Below are 16,468 nucleotides of genomic sequence, written 5' to 3' on the forward strand. Positions count from 1 at the left end.
CCCGGTTCGCCAACCCGATCTGAGACAGGGTGGTCCGGGTGGGCGTCGGGGGGACCCGCCCCATCTCCCCCACAGACAGCGGCGCGTCACCCCCGGGGGGCGCCGGGGCGTCTTCCCCCCCCCCCCCCCCCGTGGCCGGCGGGAGCGGGCTGACCGGGGGCGAGGGCCGCTGCCCGGACCTCGCCCCGGGCGACGCGCGGGCCCGCCGGGAGGCCCGGCGCACCGACCGCTTCGGCCTGCTCGCCCTCGCCGCCGCCGAGGAGGCGCTCGCGCAGGCGGGCTGGTCCGCGGGCCCGCCCTACGACCCGGCCGCCGTCGACTGCTACCTCGGCACCGGCCTGGGCGGCGTCCGGACGGTGGACGAGCAGTACCGCCGCGCCGGGCACACGGCGGCCGGCGACGAGGGCGCGGACGACACGTCCCCGCTCTTCGTCCCCCGCACCATGCCCAACGCGGCCGCCGCGCAGCTGTGCATCCGCTTCGGGCTGCGCGGCGAGTCGTACGGCGTGGCGGCGGCCTGCGCGGCGGGCGCCCAGGCGATCGGCGCCGCCGTACGGGCCATCCGGGCGGGCACGGCGGTGGCCGCCGTGGCGGGCGGCGCGGAGAGCCCGCTCACGCCCACGGTCCGGGCGGCGTTCCGCAACGCCGGCGTCCTGTCGCCCTCCGGGCGTTCGGTGCCCTTCGCGGCCGACCGCGACGGGCTCCTGATGGGCGAGGGCGCGGCCGTCCTGGTCCTGGAGGACGCCCGGGCGGCCCGCGCCCGGGGCGCCCGCGTCCTGGGCGAGATCATCGGTTACGGCGCGAGCAGCGACGCCCACCACCTCACCGCGCCCGCGCCCGACGGCTCGGGGGCGGCGCGCGCGGTGACCCGCGCGCTCGCCGACGCGGGCGTCTCCCCCGACGCGCTGGGCTACGTCAACGCCCACGGCACCGGCACGGTGCTCAACGACGCCGCCGAGATCAGGGCGCTGCGCACGGCCCTGGGCGACGTGCTGGAGCGCGTCCCCCTGTCGTCCAGCAAGGGCGCCCTCGGCCATCTCTTCGGCGCCGCCGGGGCCGTCGAGGCCGTGGCCACCCTGCAGGCGCTGCGGTACGGCGAGGCGCCGCCCACCGCCGGGCTGCTGCGGCCGGACCCGGAGCTGGGCCCGCTGTGCCACGCCCGGCCGGGCACCGCCGTCGCGGCCGGGCCGCGGGGGCGGATCGGCCTGTCCACCTCCTTCGGCTTCGGCGGCCACAACGCCGCCCTCGTCCTGCGGGCCCCCGCGCCCGGCACGACGACCCACCACTCCGCCACGACATGACTCCCCACCACATGAGGAAAGGCTGATGCTCGACTTCAGCGGCCGGAGGTACCTCGTCACCGGGGTGCTCACCGAGGACTCCATCGCCTGGCACGCGGCGGCGGCCCTGCAACGGGCCGGGGCCGAGGTGGTGCTGACCGGCTTCGGCCGGGCGGCACGGATCACCCGCAAGGCCGCGGCGCTGCTGCCGGTATCCCCCGACGTCCTGGAGCTGGACGTCACCGACCCGGACGGCTTCACGGCCCTCGCGGCCGGCCTCCAGGAGCGCTGGGGGGTGCTGGACGGGGTGCTGCACTGCGTCGCCGCCGCGCCGCCGGCCGCCATCGGCGGCGGCTTCCTGGAGACGCCCGCCGCCGACGCCCTGGCCGCCCTCCACGTCTCGGCCGTCTCCCTCCAGGCGCTGGCGGCCGCCCTGACCCCGCTGCTGGCGCGGGCGGAGGGCGGCGGCAGCGTCGTGGCGCTGGGCATCGACGGCTCCCGGGCGCTGCCCGGCTACGACTGGATGGGCATCAGCAAGTCCGCGCTGGAGTCGGTCGGCCGCTACCTCGCCCTGTACCTGGGTCCCCAGGGCATCCGGGTCAACCTGGTCGCCGCGGGCCCGCTGCGCACGGTGTCGGCCCAGGCCGTCGGCTCGTACGGGGAGATCGCCGCGGGCTGGGCCCGGTGCGCGCCGCTGGGCTGGGACACGGCGGACCACGACCGGGTCGTCGGGCCCGTGCTCTTCCTCCTCTCGGACCTCTCGCGCGGCGTCACCGGCGAGGTCCTCCACGCCGACGGCGGCGTCCACGCCGTCGAGGGCGCGGTCGTGACCGAGCGGCCGGCGGAGGCGCCGTGAGCGCGCCGCCGCCGCGGCTGCCGCTGCTGGAGTCCGTCACCACCGCCGACGGCGCCCGCTTCGCCCTGCGCGTCCTGCGCGCCGCGGAGCCGGGCGCCCCGGTGCTCCTGCTGCTGCCCGCCATGGGCGCCGCGGCCCGCTTCTACGTGCCCTTCGTCCGGGCCCTGCACGCGACCGGGCTGACCGTGGTCACCACGGACCTGCGGGGGCAGGGCGAGAGCACCCCCCGGATCTCCCGGGCCACCGACTTCGGCTACCGCGAGATGATCGAGCACGATCTCGGCGCGGCCGTGGACGCCGTGGTCCGCCACTTCCCCGGCAGCCCGCTGGTGCTGCTGGGGCACAGCCTGGGCGGCCAGCTGGCGCTGCTCCACACCGCGTACCGGCGCCCTCCGGTGCGCGGCATCGTGCTGATCGCCTCGGGCTCCTCCTACTTCCGTCTGTGGCGCGGCCCGGCCGCCCTGAGCCATCTGCTGTTCAGTCAGGGCGTGCGGCTGACGGCCCGGCTGCTGGGCCGCTGGCCCGGCGAGTCCCTGCGGTTCGCGGGGCTCCAGTCGGCCGGGCTGATGGGCGACTGGGGCCGGGAGGCGCTCCACGGGACGTACCGGGTCAGGGGCTCGGACGTGGACTACGAGCGGGCGCTGCGCGAGCTGGCCGTACCGGTGCTCGCGGTGGACGTGGAGGGCGACCGGCTCACGCCGCCGCCCTGCGTCGGCCACCTGACCGGGAAGCTGGCGGCCGCGCCCGTCACCCGGCTGCGGCACACGTCGGCGGACGCCGGCGGACGGCCGCTCGACCACTTCCGCTGGGTGCGGCACCACCGGGGCCTGGCCGACCGGGTGCGCGCCTGGACCGGGTCCGTCACCGCCGCAACCACCGACACCACCGACACCACCGAGAACCGAACGAGGCACGCGTGAACCACGACCCGGAGCAGCTCGTCGCGATCGTCGGCATGGCCGGGCGCTTCCCGGGCGCGCCCGACGTGGAGGGCTTCTGGCGGCTGCTGTCGGAGCGCGGCGACGCCGTCGGCCCGGTCCCGGCGGACCGCTGGGACAGCGCCGCCGTCACCGACCCGGAGCGGGAGATCCCGGCGTTCGGCGGCTTCCTCCAGGACGTCGACGCCTTCGACGCCGCCTTCTTCGGCATCTCGCCGCGCGAGGCGGAGGTCATCGACCCCCAGCAGCGGCTGATGCTCGAGACGGGCTGGCTGGCGCTGGAGGACGCCGGGCAGCGGACGGCCGCCCTGCGCGGCACGCGCACCGGCGTCTACCTGGGCGGCCTGTGGCACGACCACGAACTGCTGCGCAAGGACCGGGGCGCGCCCGCCGGGCCGCACAGCATCGTGGGCAACTCCCTCGACATCGTGGCGGCCCGGCTGTCCTACGTCCTCGGCCTGACGGGCCCCAGCCTGATGGTGGAGAGCAGCTGCTCCTCGTCGCTGGTGGCGCTGCACCTGGCCTGCCAGGCCCTCGTCACGGGCGACGTCGACGCGGCGCTCGTCGGCGGGTCCAACCTGATGCTGACGCCCGAGGTGACCGTCGGGCTCACCCACTTCGGCGGGCTGTCGCCGAGCGGCCGGTGCGCGGCGTTCGGCGCGGGGGCCGACGGGTTCGTGCGCGGCGAGGGCATGGCGGCCGTCTACCTCAAGACGCTCGCCCGGGCCCGGCGCGACGGCGACCGGGTGCACGCCGTCGTGGTGCGGACCGCCGCCAACAACGACGGGGGCGGCGACAGCCTGGTGACGCCCAGCCCCGAGGGGCAGATCGACCTGCTGCGGCGGGTCTACGACGGCTCGGGCGTACCGCTCGACCGGGTCGCGTACGTCGAGGCGCACGGCACCGGCACCCGGCGGGGCGACCCCGTCGAGGCGCGGGCGCTGGGCGCGGTGCTCGGGCGGGCCCCGGAGCGGGCCGGGCGCCCGCTGCCCATCGGCTCGGTGAAGACGAACATCGGCCACCTGGAGCCCGCCGCGGGCATGGCGGGACTGTTCAAGGCGGTGCTGGCGCTCCGGCACCGCGTCGTGCCGCCGAGCCTCCACGCCGACGAGCTCAACCCGGAGATCCCGTTCGCCGAGCTGGGGCTGGAGGTCGCGCGCGAGCCGCTGCCGCTGCCCGGCGCCGCGGACGGGCCGGTCTACATCGGCGTCAACTCCTTCGGCTGGGGCGGCACCAACGCCCACGCGATCGTCATGTCGGCCCCGGACGAGGCCGGCGCCCCGGACCACGACGACTCCCTGGACCCCACCGGCCCCTTCCTGCTGCCGCTGTCCGCGCACACCCCCGAGGCGCTGGCGCGGCGTGCCCGGGACGTGCGGGACGCGCTGGAGCGCGGGGACGCCGCGCCCCGCGAGCTGGCCGCCGCGCTGGGCCACCGGCGCGACCACTTCCCGTTCCGCGCGGGCGTCGTGGGCACCGGCACCGCGTCGTTGGGCGCCGCCCTGGAGCGGGTGGCGGACGCCGCCGGCGCCCCGGGCCGCGAGGACGGTACGGGCCCGGTGGACGCGGCCGGCCCGGCGGACGGGCCGGTCCTGGGCCGGGCCCGGGAGCGGGGCCGCACGGCCTTCGTCTTCCCCGGCCAGGGCTCGCAGTGGGCCGGGATGGGCCGGGAGCTCCACGCCGCCGACCCGGTGTTCGCCGAGGCCGCCGACCGCTGCGCCGCCGCCCTCGCCCCGCACGTCGACTGGGACCTGACCGACGTACTGACGGGCCGTCACGGCGACGCGTGGACGCGGCGCGCCGACATGGTGCAGCCGGTGCTGTGGGCCGTGTCGGTCGCCCTGGCCGAGACCTGGCGCCGCGCGGGCGTCGTCCCGGACGTCGTGGTGGGCCACAGCCAGGGCGAGATCGCCGCCGCCACCGTGGCCGGGGCCCTGTCCCACGAGGACGCGGCCCTGATCGTGGCCCGGCGCAGCGCGGCCCTCCACCGGGCGGCGTCGGGCGAGGGCCTGATGCTCGCCGTCGAGCTGGACGTGGACGCCGCCCGGCGGGCCCTGGCCGGCTTCGAGGACGCCGTGGTGCTCGCCGTGCACAACGGCCCCACCTCCTGCGTGCTGTCCGGCGACGCCGACTCCGTCCTCCTGCTGCGCGAACTGCTGGAGGCCGACGGCGTCTTCTGCCGCCTGGTCGACGTGGACTACGCCTCGCACAGCCCCCGGATGGCCTCCCTGACCGACGATCTGCTCGCCCTCCTGGCGCCGGTCCGGCCCCGCGAGGGCACGACGCCGCTGATGTCGACCGTGCGGGTGGCCGAGGAGGACGGCACCGCGCTGGACGCCGCGTACTGGGTGGAGAACCTGTGCCGCCCGGTGCTCTTCGCCGAGGCCGTCGGGGAGCTGCTGGACCGGGGCGTCACCCACCTCGTGGAGATCAGCCCGCACCCGGTGCTCGTCCCGGCCGTCGAACAGCTCGCCGCCCTGCGCGCCGAGCCGCCGGCCGTCCTGGGCACCCTGCGCCGCGGCCAGGGCCGGCCCGAGGACCTGGCCGCCGCCCTCGCCCGCGGCTACGTCGCCGGGCTCACCCCCTTCGGGCCCCCGCCCCGCACCCCGGACGTGCCGGTGCCGGCCTACCCCTGGCAGCGCGGCCGGTACCGGGTGGCCCCCGCGCGCCGCGCCGGCCGGGAGGGCTCCGGGGGCCTCGCCCTCACCCTCGCCCCGCTGCCCACCGGGACCGGCGTCTGGCACGGCACCACAGACCTCGCCGTGGACGACGAGCCGTGGCTCGCCGACCACCGGGTGCGGGACGCCGTGGTCCTGCCGGCCGCGGCCTCCGTCGAACTGTGCGCGGCCGCCGTGGCCTCCCGCACCGGAGCGGCCCCGCGCGCCCTGCACGACCTGCGCTTCACCTCCGCCGTCACCCTCACCGCCGAACCGCTGCGCCTGGGCGGGCTGTGGCGCGAGGACGCCGCCGAGGGCGGCGGCTTCGCCCTGCTGTCGCTGCCCGCCGGGGCGACGGACTGGACCCGGCACATGACGGCCCGCGCGTCCTACGGCGCCGAGCCGTACGAGGCCCGCTTCCCGGACCACTTGGAGGCCGCGGACCCGCTGCCGGACGAGGACTTCTACGCGGCCCGGGCCGCGCGCGGGCTGGCGTACGGCCCGGCGTTCCGGACCGTCCGGGGGCTGCGGGTGGCCGGCGGGCAGGCGCTGGCCCGGGTCGAGCTGCCCGGACGGGGCCCCGCCGGGCGCCACCGCCACCTGCTGCACCCGGTGCTGTGGGACGGCGCCCTCCAGACCGCCCTCGCCCTGTGCGGGCGGGAGGGCACCGTGGTGCCCTCCGCCGCCCGCCGCGTGGTCCTGCCCGCCGCCGGGGCGCCGGCGACCACCGGTCTGTGGGTGCACGCCGCGCGCCGCGCGGACGGCGACACGGAGCTGTTCGACCTGTGGCTGTACGACGACGGGCGCGCCCCCGTGGCGTACGTCGAGGGCCTGGCCCTCACCCCCCTCGCCCCGGACGCCGCCGACGAGGCCCTGTCCGGGCGGGTGTACCGGCTGGCCTTCCACGAGACGCCGGCCGGTGAGGCGGGGGGCGACGCCGGGTGCCGCTGGCTGGTCTGCGGTCCCGGGGCGTCCGCGGCCACGGTCGCGGAACTCGCCGACGGCATCCCGGCGGACACCGCGGTGCTCCCGGGCGACGACGCCCTGGACGAGACCGCCTGGGAGGAGCGGCTGCGGGCCGCCGGTGAGGTGGGCGGCGTCGTCTTCGCCGCCCCGGCGGCCGACGGGCCGGGGGCGCGCCGCGCGGGCCTCCTCGCGCTCACCGCGCTCGTCCGGGCCTGCCTCGCGCGGCCGGTGACGCCACGGCTGGCCGTGGTGACCACCGGCGCCCGGCAGGCCGCGCCCGACGAGGCCCCCGACCCCGGCGCCGCGCTGTACTGGGGCTTCACCCGCGTCCTGCAGAACGAGCACCCGGAGCTGTCCGCGGTGCTGGTGGACACGGTGGAGGAGCCCGGCCGGGCGGCGGCCGTCGCCGCCGAGCTGCGCGCCGCGCACGGCGACGACCAGGTGCTGCTGCGCCCCGGCCGACGGCTGGCCGGACGGCTCGAACAGGGCCCGGCCGCCGCGCGCGACGACGAGCCCGTCCCCCCGGCGCACACGCCCCGCCAGCCGTTCCGGCTGCGCCCCGGGCGGCGGCCGGGCTTCTGGGACGCGCTGGGCTTCCTGCCGCTGGCCCGCCGGGCCCCCGGCCCGGGCGAGATCGAGGTGGAGACCACCGCCACCTCGCTGAACTTCATCGACGTCATGAAGGCGGCGGGCACCTACCCGGACCCGGTGGGCGGGGACCTGCTCGGCGGGGACTGCGCGGGCCGGGTGGTCGCCGTCGGCCCGGACACCCCCGGTTTCCGCGTCGGGGACCGCGTCGTCGCCTGCGTCTTCGGCGCGGCCGCCTCGCACGTGACCGTACGGGCCGAGCACGCCCGGCCGGTGCCGGAGGGGATGACGGACCGTGACGCCGCGGCGCTGCCGCTGGTCATGGCCACGGCCTGGTACGCGCTCCACGACGTGGCGCGGCTGGCGCCCGGCGAGACGGTGCTGATCCACTCCGCCGCCGGAGGTCTCGGGCTGGCCGCCCTCCAGGTGGCCCGGCTGCTCGGCGCCGAGGTCGTCGCCACGGCGGGCAGCGCCGCCAAGCGCGCCCACCTGCGCGGCCTGGGCGTCCGGCACGTCCTCGACTCCCGCGACGCCGCCGCCTGGACCACCGGCGTGCGCGAGGCGACGGGCGGGCGCGGCGTGGACGTCGTGCTCAACTCCCTCACCGGGGCCGCGATCGGGCACGGCCTGGAGGCGCTGGCGGAGGACGGCCGGTTCGTGGAGGTCGGCAAGAAGGACATCCACGGCGACGGCACGCTCGGGCTGGCCCCCTTCCGCAAGGGCGTCTCCTTCGCGGCGGTCGACCTGGCCGGCCTGATGACGCGCCGCCCGGGCCGCTTCGCCGCCCTCCTGCGCACGGTGTGGGAGCACGTGGCGGCCGACCGCCTGACGGCCCTGCCCGTGCTCCCGTACGCCTTCGCGGAGGCGCCCGGGGCGCTGCGTGCCATGGCGCGCGGCGAGCACATCGGCAAGTTCGTGCTCCAGGACCCCGGCACGGTCGACCGGGTGGTGGCGGAGCCACTGCCGGACGGCCGGTTCCGCGCCGACGGGACGTACCTCGTCACCGGCGGCCTGGGCGACCTCGGGCTCGCGCTCGCCGAGCACCTGGCGGGCCGCGGCGCGGGCGCCCTGGCCCTGCTCGGCAGGTCCGCGCCCTCGGCCGCGGCGGCGGAACGCGTCGCGGCGCTGCGGGCGGGCGGCACGCGCGTCGAGGTCCTGCGGGCCGACGTCGCCGACCCGGCCGCGCTGGAGGCGGCCCTCGCCGGGCTGCGCGACCGGCTGCCGCCGCTGCGGGGCGTGGTGCACGCGGCGGGCCTGCTCGACGACGCCGTGGTGCGCGGGCTGACGGCGGACCAGCTGGACCGGGTGCTGGCGCCGAAGACCGAGGGCGCCGCCCACCTGGACCGGCTGACCGACGCCGACCCGCTGGACTTCTTCGTCCTCTTCTCCTCGGCCGCCGCCCTGGTCGGCACCGTGGGCCAGGCGGCCTACGCGGCGGCCAACGCCTCGCTCGACGCGCTGGCCCTGGCCCGCCGGCACCGCGGCCGGCCCGCGCTCAGCGTGCAGTGGGGCCCCTTCGAGGGCCTCGGCCTCGCGGCCCGGCAGGCGGGGCGCGGGGACCGGCTCGCGGACCGGGGCATGCCCGGCATCGCGGCGGACGACGCGTGGCGCGCCCTGGACGCCCTCCTGACCGGCGAGGAGACCGTGGTGGGCTGCCTGGCCCTGGACCCCCGCCGGTGGGCCGAGACGTACCCGGCCACGGCGGACCGCGCCAGCTGGAACCTGCTGCTCGGGAGCGCCGGCGGCGAAGCGGCGGGGGCCGCCGGGGACTTCGCCGAGCGGCTGCGCACCGCACCGCCGGCCGCCCGGGCGGCCCTGGCCGAGGAGCGCGTACGGGAGCTGGCCGGGCGGGTCCTGCGCACGGACCCGGCCGGCCTCGACCGCGACACCCCGCTGAAGACGCTGGGCCTGGACTCCCTGATGAGCCTGGAGCTCCGCAACCGCCTGGAGGCGGCCTTCGGGCTGCGCCTGTCGCCGACCCTGCTGTGGACGTACGGGACGGTACGGCTGCTGGCGGGGGCGCTGTGCGAACGGGTGGCGGCGGGGTGACGCGGCGGGCGGCGCCGGAACGAAGGACACCGGAACGAAGGACACGGGAACGAGGGGCATGACAGCGAACGACATGAGGAGCGACAGCGGCGGCACGTCGGAGGCCCGTAGCGCGGGGGAGCCGCGTCCCGCCCCCACCGCCATCACCCGCGCCATGGAGACCATCCGGAGTCTCCGCGCCGAGCTGGCCGCCCTCAAGGACCCCCGGCCGGTCGCCGTCGTCGGCATCGGACTGCGGGTGCCGGGCGGCGCGGCGGGCGGCGCCATCGACGACCTCGACGGCTACTGGTCCGCGCTGGCGTCCGGCGCCGACCTCGTACGGCCGCTCCCCGACTCCCGTACCGCCCCTTTCGGCCGGGAGGCCTGGGACGCGGTGCCGCACCGGGGCGGGTTCCTCGACGACGTCCTGGGGCTGGACGGCCCGTTCTTCGGCATCGGCCCGCGGGAGGGCCGCGCCCTCGACCCGCAGCACCGGCTGCTGCTCGAAGTGGTCTGGGAGGCGCTGGAGGACGCCGCGATCCCCGCGCCGGTGGCGGCAGCGGGCACGACGGGGCTCTTCACCGGCATCACCGCGCAGGACTACCGGGACTGGCCGGCCGGCGAGCCCGACGCGTACACGACGACGGGCAACGGCCACTGCTTCGCGGCCGGCCGCGTCGCCCACACCCTGGGTCTGACCGGGCCGGTCGCCGCCGTCGACACGGCCTGCTCCTCGTCGCTGGTGGCCGTGCACCAGGCCCGCCAGGCGCTGCGGAACGGGGAGTGCGACCTCGCGATCGCCGGCGGCGTCAACCTCGTCCTCACCCCGCGCTCGACCGCCCTGATCGAGCGGACCGGGGCCCTCGCCCCCGACGGGGTGTGCCGGCCCTTCGACGCCCGCGCCGCGGGCTTCACCCGCTCCGAGGGGTGCGGTGTCGTCGTCCTCAAGCGGCTCGCGGACGCCGAGCGGGACGGGGACCGGGTGCACGCGGTGCTGCACGGCTCGGCGGTCAACCACGACGGCCGCTCGTCCGGCTTCACCGCGCCCAACGTGCTGGCGCAGGTCCGTCTCGTGGAGGCGGCCCTCGCGGACGCGGGGCTCGGGCCCGGCGACATCGGCTACGTCGAGGCGCACGGCACGGGGACGTCGCTGGGCGACCCGATCGAGGTCGAGGCCCTGGCGGAGGCGCTCGGCCGGCCGGGGCCCGGGACGCCACTGCACCTCGGCTCGGTGAAGGCGAACATGGGCCACGCGGAGGCGGCGGCCGGGGTGCTGGGCCTGGTGAAGGCGGTGCTGTGCCTGCGCGAGCGGGCGATCCCGCCGGTGCCGCACTTCCGGTCCCTGAACCCGCGGATCGATCTGGACGGCACGGCCTTCGCGGTGCCCACGGAGCTCACCCCCTGGCCCGCGGAGGCCGGGGCCCACGCCGGGGTCAGCTCGTTCGGCATGAGCGGCACCAACGCCCACGTCGTGCTGGGCGCCGCCCCGCGCCGGGAGCCGGCGGCCGGCGGCCGGGCCGACGGCTTCGAGATCTCCGCCAGGACGCCCGAGGCCCTGCGCGCCCTCGCCGGACGGCTCGCCGACCGGCTGGCGGGGGCCGGGGACGAGGAGTACGCCGCGTTCGCCTACACCGTCACACACGGGCGCGCCCCGCTGGCGGTACGGGCCCGGGTGCGGGCTTCCGGACGCACCGAGGCCCGCCGGGCGCTGGAGGACCTCGCGGCGGGCCGGGCGGAGCCGGACACTTCCGGACCGGAGCTCGCGGAGCTGCCGCGCCGGGTGCTGAGCCTGCCGCACTACCCCTGGGAGCGGCGGCGCTACGCGCCGGAGGGCTGCTGACCGGTGCCGGAGAAGGCCGGAGGGGGCGTACGTGTGTACGCCCCCTCCGGCCTTCCGCTGTCGTTCCGGACAGCCCCTACGCGCCGACGGGGGCGCCCGCGGTCAGCGCGGTCGCGAGGCGGCGCAGGCCCTCCGCTATCTCGTCGGGCGCGTGGGTGGTGAAGGACATCCGCAGCGCGGCCCGGTCCGGCTCGCCCGCGAAGAAGGGGGCGCCGGGGACGTAGGCCACGTCGTGCTCGACGGCGATGCGCAGTAGGGAGGTGGCGTCGTGGCCCTCGGGGAGCCGGACCCAGACGAACATGCCGCCGTCCGGACGGTTCCAGGAGCTGCCGGCGGGCAGCGCGTCCGGCAGGCCGGCGAGCAGGGCGTCGCGGCGCTCGCGGTAGGCGGTGCGGATGCGCGCGACGTGGGCGTCGAGGTCGGCGTCGCGGAGGTAGCGGGCGGCGGCGGCCTGGTCGATGGTCGAGGTGTGGAGGTCGGCCGCCTGCTTGGCGATCACGCAGGCGCGCAGCAGCCCGGCGGGGGCGCGCAGGTAGCCCAGGCGCAGGCCGGGGGCCATGATCTTGGAGAAGGAGCCGAGCAGCACGGTGCGGTCGGCCGCGGCGGGCAGCGAGGCGATCCAGGGCTGGGGCTCGCCGTCGTAGCGCAGCTCGCCGTAGGGGTCGTCCTCGACGATCCAGAAGCCCCGTCGCTCGGCGACCTCGGCGACCGCCCGGCGGCGCTCGGCCGGCAGGGTGCGGCCGGTGGGGTTCTGGAAGGTGGGCACCAGGTAGAGCAGCTTCGGGTTCTCCCGCGCGACGATCTCCTCCAGGGCCTCGGGGAGGATGCCGTCGTCGTCGGTCGGCACGGGCACGACGCGGGCGCCGGCGAAGGAGAAGCACTGCAGGGCCGCCAGGTAGCCCGGGTCCTCGACCAGGACGACGTCGCCGGGCTCCAGGAGGGCGGTGGCGACGAGCGTGAGCGCCTGCTGCGAGCCGGTGGTCACCAGCAGGTCGCCGGGGGCCGTGGGCAGGCCGCGCGCCGCGATCCGCTCGGCGACGGCCGCGCGCAGGTCCGGGTCGCCCTCGGTGGTCGAGTACTGGAGGGCCTGCCGGGCGGTCTCGGCGAACACGCGGTCGTAGGCCGCGCGCATGCCCGCGACGTCGAAGAGCTCCGGGGCCGGGAGGCCTCCCGCGAAGGAGATCACCTCGGGGCGCGCGGTGAGGGCCAGGATCTCGCGCACCGGTGACGCGCCGAAGGAGGTCGCGCGGGCGGCGGTCGGGGGAAGCTCTGCACGGATCATGATCACAGAGTAATTCAAAAGGCTGTTCCCGTAACCGGCCAACGACCGGCGTTTTCCCGCCACTTGGCCGGAAAACAACGGGGCCTGACCGGAACCCGACGGGCGCGGATCAAGCCACGGATAGGCCATGGACGGGCCATGGACGGGCCGTCGGCAGACCACGGGCAGGGCGCGACCGGGCCGCGAGAAGCCCGCAAACGGCCGACGCCCCGCCCGGGAGATCCCGGGCGGGGCGTCGATGACGCAGGTCACATCGTTTCTGCACCTGAGCCGCGCGTGTGGGGCGGGTGGGACTCGAACCCACGGCCGACGGATTATGAGTCCGCTGCTCTAACCGGCTGAGCTACCGCCCCGTTCACGGCGCGTCGCGCACATCTGTGCGCGCCGTCTGCCGCAGCATAGCCGCTCATACGATCTGCTGCCCCGGAGGGGCCGTATCGTGTGATCGGTCTGACCATGAGGACTTCGATCACGGCGGTCCGGTTCCCTCCGGAATGAAAAAAGGACCCCGGAGGGTCCTCTTCTCACTGCTCCCCCGACTGGACTCGAACCAGTAACCTGCCGATTAACAGTCGGCTGCTCTGCCAATTGAGCTACAGGGGACCGCGCTCCCCCGACTGGACTCGAACCAGTAACCTGCCGATTAACAGTCGGCTGCTCTGCCAATTGAGCTACAGGGGAATGTCGCGTGTGCCTCGAATGCACCTCCGAACCGGTCTCCCGGGCGGCGGGCGCTCGCTGCGAGACATAGATTAGCGCAAGCAGGGGGGTGCTCCGCCAATCGGTACCCCCGGGGCCGGGGAGTGACCATCGGCCCGGCCGGGTAGGCGGCGGGCACAGCGGATCCGACCGAAGCGGAAGGAAGGGGCGCGATGCGCTACCGGCTGACGTTCATGACCGGCGCGGCTGTCGGCTACGTGCTCGGCGCGCGGGCCGGGCGCGAGCGGTACGAGGAGCTGCGCAAAGGGGCGCGGCGGGTCGCGCAGAACCCCGCGGTGCGCAACACCGTGGAGACCGCCGCGGTGAACGGCCGGGCCCTTGTGACCAAGGCCACCGACCGGGTCGGGGACCGGCTGCCCGGCTCCGTGGCGAACCGCATCCGCTCGCTGCGCGAGCAGCGCGCCGGCGACGAGGACGACTGGGGCACCAGCAACACCTGACCGGCACACCCGGAAGCACACCCGGAAGGACCACCGGATGCCCGGGGAACGCCCGGGGTTTGGCATCATCTCGGCATGGGCATAGTCGCCGGGTTGGACAGTTCTTCGGAGTGCACGCGCATCGTCGTCTGTGACGCGGACACGGGCACCGTGCTGCGGCAGGGCTACGCGCCCCATCCCACCACCCTCCCCGAGGGAGATCCCCAGGCCTGGCTGATGTCCCTGGGCGACGCCGCCACGGGCGGCCTGCTGGAGGGCGTCCAGGCCATCGGCGTCTCCGCCCAGCAGCACGGCCTGCTCACCCTCGACGCCGGCGGCGTCCTCGTCCGCCCCGCCCTGCTCGGCAACGACCGGCGCGTCCAGTCGTCCGCCACCGACCTCACCGACGCCCTCGGCGGCCGGGCCGCCTGGGCCGAGGCCGTCGGCTCGGTCCCGCAGGCCGCCCAGGCCATCGCCAAGCTGCGCTGGCTGGCCCGCAACGAACCCGAGTCCGCCGCCCGCGTCGCCGCCGTCCTGCAGCCGCACGACTGGCTGGTCTGGCAGCTGCTGGGCCGCCCGCTGCGCCGCACCACCGACCGCGGTGACGCCTCCGGCACGGGCTTCTGGTCCGCCGCGACCGGCGACTGGCGGCCGGACCTGGTGGAGCTGGCGCTGGGCCGCCAGGCGTCCCTGCCGGACGTCCTGGCGCCCGCCGAGCCGGCCGGGCACACCCCCGAGGGGCTGCTGATCTCGGCCGGCACCGGCGAGACGATGGCCGCGGCCTTCGGCCTGGGCGTGGGCCCGGGCGACGCGGTGATCTCGCTGGGCGCCTCCGGCTCGGTCTTCGCCGTGCACCACTCGGCGCTGGCGGACTCCACCGGCACCATCACCTCCTTCGCCGACGCCACCGGCATGCACCTGCCCGTCGTCCACACCCTCAACGCGGTGCGCGTCCTGCGCGGCACCGCCGAGCTGCTCGGCACGGACCTGCCCGGCCTCTCCGATCTCGCCCTGCTCTCCTCGCCCGGCTCGTACGGGATGGTGCTGCTGCCCTACCTGGAGGGCGAGCGGACCCCGCACCTGCCGCACACCGCCGGCACGCTGGCCGGCCTGCGCCGCGAGAGCATGAAGCGGGAGCACCTGGCCCGGGCGGCCTTCGAGGGCATGCTGTGCGGGCTCACGGACGCGCTGGACGTGCTGCGCGGGCGCGGCGTCGAGGTGCGCCGGGTCTTCCTGCTGGGCCCGGCGGCGGAGCTGCCGGCCGTGCAGGCGATCGCCCCGTCGCTGTTCGGCGCGCAGGTGGTCGTACCGCTGCCGGCCGACTACGCGGCGCTCGGCGCGGCCCGGCAGGCCGCCTGGTCGCTGGGCGTGCAGCAGGGCGTGCTGTCCCCGCAGCAGCCCCCGCTGTGGCCCACGCCGGCCGGCCAGGCCTTCGATCCGACGATGGACGACCTGTCGGTCGGGCAGGCGGTGCGGCAGCAGTACGCGACCGTGCGCGAGCAGACCCATCCGGGGGCGTTCGACGCGGTCTGAGCCCCCTGCGCGCTCCTGTGCGCGGGCTCAGTCCAGATAGCCGCGCAACTGGTCGGCGAAGGCGTGGTCGCGCAGCTTGTTGAGGGTCTTCGACTCGATCTGGCGGATGCGCTCACGGGTGACGCCGAAGATCCGCCCGATCTCCTCCAGCGTGCGCGGCCGGCCGTCGGCCAGGCCGTAGCGCAGCTGGACGACCTTGCGCTCGCGCTCGCCCAGCGTGGAGAGCACGGCCTCCAAATGCTCGCGCAGCAGCAGGAAGGCGGCCGACTCCACCGGCGAGGCGGCGTCCCCGTCCTCGATGAGGTCGCCGAGGGCTACGTCGTCCTCCTCGCCCACCGGGGCGTGCAGCGACACCGGCTCCTGGGCCAGCCGCAGCACCTCGCTGACCCGTTCCTCCGAGAGGTCGAGCTGGGCCGCCACCTCCTCGGGCGTCGGCTCGTAGCCGCGCTCCTGGAGCATCCGGCGCTGCACCCGCACCACGCGGTTGATCAGCTCCACGACGTGCACGGGGACGCGGATGGTGCGGGCCTGGTCGGCCAGCGCCCGCGACATCGCCTGCCGGATCCACCAGGTCGCGTACGTCGAGAACTTGTAGCCGCGGGCGTAGTCGAACTTCTCGACCGCCCTGATGAGGCCGAGATTGCCCTCCTGCACCAGGTCGAGCATGGTCAGGCCGCGGCCGATGTAGCGCTTGGCGACGGAGACGACCAGCCGCAGGTTGGCCTCGATCAGCCGGCGCTTGGCCATCCGGCCGAGCACCACCAGCCGGTCCAGGTCGAGGGCGAGCTGGGTGTCGAGGTCGGGGGTGCTGCCCAGCTTCTCCTCGGCGAACAGCCCCGCCTCCACCCGGCGGGCCAGCTCCACCTCCTCCGCCGCGGACAGCAGCGGGATGCGGCCGATCTCCCGGAGGTACTGGCGGAACAGGTCGGAGGAGGGCCCGCCGGTGTCGGTCCGGACCGCCCGGTCGGGGGCCGGGGCGGGGTCGGGCTCCTGGGCGAATCCGGGCGCCGGATCCGGGGCCGGCTCCTCGGCGAGGGCCAGGGTCTCGGACGCGGGGGGCTCGGCCTGCTGCGGCACGATCGGTGCCGGACGGGCCTGGGCCTGGGGCAGGGTCGGGGTCCGGGTCTGCACGGGGGCGACCTCCAGGGTGATCGCTGCTGAGGCGGCAGAACATGCGGCGGAGCGTTCGGGGCGCTGCGTCGTCCCGCCGCCTCCCGTGCCGGGGATCCCGCGCGGATTCGCGGAGGGGTCCGGGGGGGGGGGGGGGGGGCGGCGCGCTCCGAGGAAGCGGGGACCGCCCCCCAATGTGGGGGGGGAGGCGGGGCCCACCCCAAGGGGGAGCGGGAAAGGGGTATGGTGGG

Annotated in this window: 9 protein-coding genes and 3 tRNA genes; 7 read left to right on the forward strand and 5 right to left on the reverse strand. The window is 77.0% G+C overall.

The window, feature by feature from the left end:
- The first annotated feature begins 131 nt into the window (after positions 1–131).
- The 5 genes from AC07BS_RS09065 to AC07BS_RS09085 are packed head-to-tail and all read left to right on the forward strand — an operon-like array spanning position 132 to position 11,153.
- A complete protein-coding gene (locus AC07BS_RS09065; RefSeq protein WP_478931151.1) occupies positions 132–1,301 on the forward strand; it encodes a beta-ketoacyl synthase N-terminal-like domain-containing protein in 1,170 nt (389 codons plus the stop codon).
- A 25-nt stretch (positions 1,302–1,326) separates the two neighbouring features.
- Complete coding sequence (gene fabI, locus AC07BS_RS09070) at positions 1,327–2,136, forward strand: enoyl-ACP reductase FabI (protein WP_478931153.1); 810 nt, start codon at positions 1,327–1,329, stop codon at positions 2,134–2,136.
- A complete protein-coding gene (locus AC07BS_RS09075) occupies positions 2,133–3,056 on the forward strand; it encodes an alpha/beta hydrolase family protein (RefSeq protein WP_478931155.1) in 924 nt (307 codons plus the stop codon). Before fabI ends, AC07BS_RS09075 begins: the two co-directional genes overlap by 4 nt.
- Entirely contained in the window at positions 3,053–9,334 is a 6,282-nt protein-coding gene (locus AC07BS_RS09080; protein WP_478931157.1) for an SDR family NAD(P)-dependent oxidoreductase, read from the forward strand. The genes AC07BS_RS09075 and AC07BS_RS09080 overlap by 4 nt, the downstream gene beginning before the upstream one ends.
- A 58-nt stretch (positions 9,335–9,392) precedes the next feature.
- Positions 9,393–11,153, forward strand: coding sequence for a beta-ketoacyl synthase N-terminal-like domain-containing protein (locus AC07BS_RS09085; protein WP_478641436.1), 1,761 nt, complete (start codon positions 9,393–9,395; stop codon positions 11,151–11,153).
- Between the two features lie 76 nt (positions 11,154–11,229).
- Here AC07BS_RS09085 and AC07BS_RS09090 read toward each other — a convergent pair whose 3' ends face one another.
- The 4 genes from AC07BS_RS09090 to AC07BS_RS09105 all read right to left on the reverse strand — a co-directional run bounded on the left by AC07BS_RS09090 (position 11,230) and on the right by AC07BS_RS09105 (position 13,116).
- Positions 11,230–12,435, reverse strand: a complete 1,206-nt coding sequence (locus tag AC07BS_RS09090) for an aminotransferase-like domain-containing protein (RefSeq protein WP_478641438.1) — start codon at positions 12,433–12,435, stop codon at positions 11,230–11,232.
- Between the two features lie 279 nt (positions 12,436–12,714).
- Positions 12,715–12,788 (reverse strand) — tRNA-Ile (locus tag AC07BS_RS09095).
- A 177-nt stretch (positions 12,789–12,965) separates the two neighbouring features.
- Positions 12,966–13,038 (reverse strand) — tRNA-Asn (locus AC07BS_RS09100).
- 5 nt (positions 13,039–13,043) lie between these two features.
- Positions 13,044–13,116, reverse strand: a tRNA-Asn gene (locus AC07BS_RS09105).
- A 191-nt stretch (positions 13,117–13,307) separates the two neighbouring features.
- Between AC07BS_RS09105 and AC07BS_RS09110 the strand changes: the two genes are divergently transcribed.
- Positions 13,308–13,595 (forward strand): YtxH domain-containing protein, encoded by a 288-nt coding sequence (locus AC07BS_RS09110; RefSeq protein WP_478641440.1) that lies wholly within the window; start codon positions 13,308–13,310, stop codon positions 13,593–13,595.
- A gap of 75 nt (positions 13,596–13,670) precedes the next feature.
- Entirely contained in the window at positions 13,671–15,107 is a 1,437-nt protein-coding gene (locus AC07BS_RS09115) for an FGGY family carbohydrate kinase (RefSeq protein WP_478641441.1), read from the forward strand.
- A gap of 27 nt (positions 15,108–15,134) precedes the next feature.
- Here AC07BS_RS09115 and AC07BS_RS09120 read toward each other — a convergent pair whose 3' ends face one another.
- Positions 15,135–16,334, reverse strand: coding sequence for an RNA polymerase sigma factor (locus tag AC07BS_RS09120; RefSeq protein WP_478642096.1), 1,200 nt, complete (start codon positions 16,332–16,334; stop codon positions 15,135–15,137).
- Between the last annotated feature and the right edge of the window lie 134 nt (positions 16,335–16,468).

This window comes from Streptomyces sp. NPDC044063, assembly GCF_056434285.1.